Source organism: Bartonella sp. AA56HLJMS, from assembly GCF_042197145.1.
Taxonomy (GTDB): Bacteria; Pseudomonadota; Alphaproteobacteria; order Rhizobiales; family Rhizobiaceae; genus Bartonella.
Map to the genome: position 1 here is coordinate 1 of NZ_JBHIRL010000057.1, position 2,930 is coordinate 2,930.

Below are 2,930 nucleotides of genomic sequence, written 5' to 3' on the forward strand. Positions count from 1 at the left end.
AAAATTATATCTACATACAAGGTCATATGTTAGACCCCATTAGTACAGTGATTGGTTACAATTGGCCTACGGCTTATGGGGTACGTTCCAAACCATATGATTCATTACATCCGTTAATTCTACCCCTCAGAGAGATGGGGGGAGCGATCATCGGCTATAATCCTAGTACCCATAATTGTTATGCTGATGCAAGTGCTAAGTGTAAAAATGATTACGGTTCATTTGATTTTATAAAATTTTATTCCACGAGAACAGGGAACAAAAAATGAAAATACGATTTAACTTATTGAGCCTGCTCATTCTATTAAGTATTACTGGATGTGATATGGACAAATCTCCTCCAGGGGAAGTATATGGGTGGATCAAGCCAGGAGCAGACTTTACCGAGGTAGGAAAAGCCTTATTAGAATGTGGCATGCCACATCTTAATTATCTTGAGGCTGAAAATCAAAAGCTCAGCAATAATGATAATGCAACAATTTATGCTTGTATGATTCAAGCAGGATTCCGTGACAGATATGGCGGTCCATCTTGGTGTGTGAATCATTGGAGGGAAAACCTTCCGATTTGTCGACCAGGCGCGGTCATTCCGAAACGAAGTGTTGAAAAGCGCTTAAACAGCCCTTTTTGTAAAAAATATAAAAATGCGGATGAATGCCAATCTTAAGTGATGATCAACAATCCGCCATCCTTGCCTTTGCTTGGAATGGCGCGATTGTTTCCTCACTTTCCATTATTTAACGGATGAAGAAAAGCAGCATTTACAAGCTGGTTTTGATGGCAAGGTGCATGTGTCCCTCAATGGCATTTTTACCCCACCCTATGAGGCGGCTGTTTATGCAGAGCAACATGCGGAGAATAAAAATGTACCGCTTTATTTTGTTGTGTTTCCAGAAGCCGATTCTGCTATCTCAGAACTTCTGGTCGCAGGCTACCAGAAGTTTATGGAAAATAACTTTTGGGGTTTGACCAATTCCACACAAGAAGCAAAAGATATAATGTCTCGCTATGGTAACACAGGATTGCATTTTGATGCCCATAGTCGTGGCAGTTTGACAGGCTTTAATATGATGAATTCTTTCAAACAAGAAGGTGTAAATGATGTAGCTGGCAATACAACGATCAGTTTCCATGGACCAGCGGCTAATGTTTTGGCTGCATCCGGTCTGTTAGGTTATGTGAGTGGTGGCAAACAAACCACTATTGGCTTTGATGGGCATAGATTTGACTTTGTAAGCCGATGGATTGGCGGTAATGGCTATACTTATGAGACAATACCTGATGGTAGTAACTGGTGGAAAGAAACATGGAATATGTTCACAAATCCTTATAATCCCCATACTTGCCTTGGAGATGCGGGTCCAAAATGTCGAGATATATATGGACTTTCCCATCGAGTACAATTCCCTTTAAGGAGAAAAAAATGAAACAAATCTTTAAATTATTGAGTTGCATAGCTTTATTAGTTATAACGGGATGCCAATTTAATAAACCTCCTGCAGGATACTTCACGGTGTGGGAGAAATCAGGAGCAGATCGGCTTGAGGTAAAAAAAGCACTTTTAGAATGTGGAATGCCAGCACCTTATGATGTATTTCCAGAAAACAGAAATTTAAGCAACAATGCATGGGCAACCATAGAAGCTTGTATGATTCAAGCTGGTTTTCATGATAAATATGATAGGGGGGGGCTGGTGTGGAAATCATAAAGCCGAAAACTTACCCATTTGTCGTCCAGGCGCTGTCATACCACAGCGCAGTGTCAAGAAGCGCTTAAATAGCCCGTTTTGTAAAAAGCATCCAGAACAATATGAATGTTATCCTTAAGTCTTGCTTGTAATGATCAACAATCCCCTATCCTTGCCTTTGCTTGGAATGGCGCGATTGTTCCCTCAATCTGTCATCTCAATATTGTTCACCGTTGTTTTAAGCAGCGGTGACAGAAAATATCAACAGGCTTAAGAGCTTTTTATCGTAAATAAATCCATTGAAAGAGGGAAATAATGAAGAAAATCTTAAAACTGTTGAGTTGTATAGCTCTGTTAAGTTTCACTGGATGTGTTAACTCAATTCCCTCACTTTCTCCAGCATTATGGAGAAATAAAATACTTTTAGAATGTGGAGTACCGGACCTTAATAAGGTTGTGGCGCTAGATTTGAATCAATTTGCCAGTATTGAAATGTGTATGGCGCAATCAGGTTTTCGCCCTAGCTTTACAATACAAGATTGGTGTGAGAACCATAAATCAGACAACCTTCCCATATGTCGTCCTGGTGCTGTCATGCCTCAGCGAAGTGTTGAGAGACGCTTAAATAGCCCTTATTGTAAAAAACATTCAGAACAACTTGAATGCGAACCTTAAGTCTTGCTTCAGCAGAGAAAGCCTTGAATTTACACCAAATAAAGCACCAGGTTGATGAGCTTGAGAAAGCCTTGTCCGTCCTTACGTGACAAGGTTTTCTTTTTATGCCGCGTCGTTATAACGTTGCTGTTTTGCTTGCTCGATGACATTCAAAAGATCCGATTGTAACCAACGCGATAAAAAACCAAATTTTAAAGGTTTTGGGAGAGAGCCATTGGTAACATGACGGCGGAATGTTGAGACACTCATATGAAGCAGTTTTGCACTTTCACGGTCTGTTAAAAGAATATCATTTTCTGTCATACTAAAATCCTTTCAAAAGTAAAAAAATGAGAACAAATCATAACTATTTATTAACCACATTTTGGTTCATTTTTGAAGGTATTTTATTTATAGAAAACAATATTTTATCATAGTTTTTCTGATGTGATAATTTATGACTCTTATTGAGAAAGAATGAGAGAAAAGAGAGCTAAAGTTATCCACAGATCATGGGGTTATTCACCCCATATTTTAGGTTTGACCCGTGACATAAGCCGCCCATTTATCCATATAGACACGGCGCTGT

At 39.2% G+C, this 2,930-nt stretch carries 4 protein-coding genes and 2 pseudogenes; 5 read left to right on the forward strand and 1 reads right to left on the reverse strand.

Features of this window, described 5'->3' with window-relative positions; translation table 11 throughout:
* The 5 genes and pseudogenes from ACFINI_RS09650 to ACFINI_RS09670 form a co-directional block, all read left to right on the forward strand.
* Nucleotides 1-269: pseudogene (locus ACFINI_RS09650) on the forward strand (hypothetical protein); the annotation flags it as partial.
* Entirely contained in the window at nucleotides 266-667 is a 402-nt protein-coding gene (locus ACFINI_RS09655; RefSeq protein WP_273791508.1) for a hypothetical protein, read from the forward strand. The pseudogene ACFINI_RS09650 and the gene ACFINI_RS09655, both read left to right, overlap by 4 nt.
* 34 nt (nucleotides 668-701) lie before the next feature.
* Nucleotides 702-1,427, forward strand: coding sequence for a filamentous hemagglutinin (locus ACFINI_RS09660; protein ID WP_375648018.1), 726 nt, complete (start codon nucleotides 702-704; stop codon nucleotides 1,425-1,427).
* A pseudogene (locus ACFINI_RS09665) lies at nucleotides 1,424-1,826 on the forward strand (hypothetical protein). The gene ACFINI_RS09660 and the pseudogene ACFINI_RS09665 overlap by 4 nt, the downstream one beginning before the upstream one ends.
* Before the next feature lie 176 nt (nucleotides 1,827-2,002).
* Nucleotides 2,003-2,362, forward strand: a complete 360-nt coding sequence (locus ACFINI_RS09670; RefSeq protein WP_375648019.1) for a hypothetical protein — start codon at nucleotides 2,003-2,005, stop codon at nucleotides 2,360-2,362.
* 102 nt (nucleotides 2,363-2,464) lie between these two features.
* On the opposite strand, the gene ACFINI_RS09675 is transcribed toward ACFINI_RS09670, so the two are convergent.
* Nucleotides 2,465-2,665, reverse strand: coding sequence for an AlpA family transcriptional regulator (locus tag ACFINI_RS09675; protein ID WP_015856172.1), 201 nt, complete (start codon nucleotides 2,663-2,665; stop codon nucleotides 2,465-2,467).
* Nucleotides 2,666-2,930 lie beyond the last annotated feature (265 nt).